2 protein-coding genes are annotated in these 1239 nt (G+C 58.2%); one reads left to right on the plus strand and one right to left on the minus strand.

All coding sequences use genetic code 11. From position 1 onward, the window contains the following. A partial coding sequence (locus EN969_RS31680) for a BMP family ABC transporter substrate-binding protein (RefSeq protein ID WP_164758693.1) occupies nt 1–790 on the minus strand: 790 nt, incomplete at its 3' end. Nucleotides 791–849: 59 nt separating this feature from the next. On the opposite strand from EN969_RS31680, the gene EN969_RS31685 reads away from it, so the two are divergent. Continuing rightward, nucleotides 850–1239 (plus strand): LysR family transcriptional regulator (locus tag EN969_RS31685; RefSeq protein WP_164758694.1); only part of this gene is annotated, 390 nt, incomplete at its 3' end.

A 1239-nucleotide genomic window follows, 5' to 3' on the forward strand; every position in this document is an offset into this window, starting at 1 on the left:
GCCCTTCCTTCACCGGGTCCCACCAGGAGTTGGCGAAGACCGCGACCGTTTCGATCGTAGGATCGACCGAACGGGCCCCGAGTGCAAAACTGTTGATATCCCAGTTCACCACGCCGACCGGAAAGCCGGCGAGGATGCCGATCTTCTTCGTCTTCGTCGCCTGTCCTGCCGCGATGCCTGCAAGGTACCAACCCTGGTAAGTGCGGGCATAGAAGCTTTCCATGTTGGCCCCATTCTCCGTGCCCGAAGCACTGAGAAACGCCACATTCGGATAGGCTTTGGCCGCTTCGGCCATTGGGGCGCTGTAGCCATAGGTGGTGCCGATTATGATGTTGAAGCCGCGCTTGACGTAGAGATCGATCGCCGCGCGCAGCTTAGTGGCCTCTTCCGGTATGTTCTCCGTCACCGAGACGGGCACCTGTAGCTGTTCCTCCAAGGCCTTGCGGCCGGCCTCGAGGGCTTCGTTCCATCCGCCGTCTTGCGCTGAACTTGCGTAGATGAACGCGACCTTGGGCGCCCCTTCCAGAGTAAAGGCATAAGCGCCGGACGTAGCACAGAATACGAAAACCGTGGCCGCCGCCGCGAACAGGCGAACTGAGTCGGACGGCTTCGTGTTGCGCTCTTTCATTTCGTGGTTCCCCTTGTTTTTCTTTGATTTTCTCAGCCGGAAGCACGCCGCGCCCATGCAGCTTCCCTGCACGGTGACGATTGCCGCCGGAGCGTCTTTTTTGATTTGGCAAAAGCGAATTGGCTCTTGTGCAGTGCATAACAGCCGATTACGTTCGTTCATGCAACAAAAATAATCATGCTCATTTTTTGGGCACTTTGTGCAGAAATGTGAACGATCAAATGAACACCGATGCTCTGGCATCATTTGTAAAAATCGCGGAACTGCGGTCATTGTCGGCCGCGGCGAAGTTGTACGGCCTGCCCAAATCCACGCTCAGTCTCCGGCTCAAGCAGCTTGAAGACGATCTGAAGGTCGCTCTGTTCGAGCGCTCCGGCCGTGTCCTGTTGCTCACGGAAGCAGGGCAAACCCTGCTCGGGCACGCGCGGCAGATCCTGCAAAGCTGCGATACGGCGCGGGCCGCCGTGACGGAACTGAGCGACGACGTGACCGGAACCTTGCGGATCGGCGCCACGGGGGAGTTCGGCACGGCCTACTACACGCAGATGCTCATGGCGTTCAGAAAGCTCTACCCCAAGGTGGAAATCGAACTCACCTTCTTTTCGCCGCAC

Source organism: Mesorhizobium sp. M7A.F.Ca.CA.003.01.2.1, from assembly GCF_003998945.1.
GTDB classification, from domain to species: domain Bacteria; phylum Pseudomonadota; class Alphaproteobacteria; order Rhizobiales; family Rhizobiaceae; genus Mesorhizobium; species Mesorhizobium ciceri.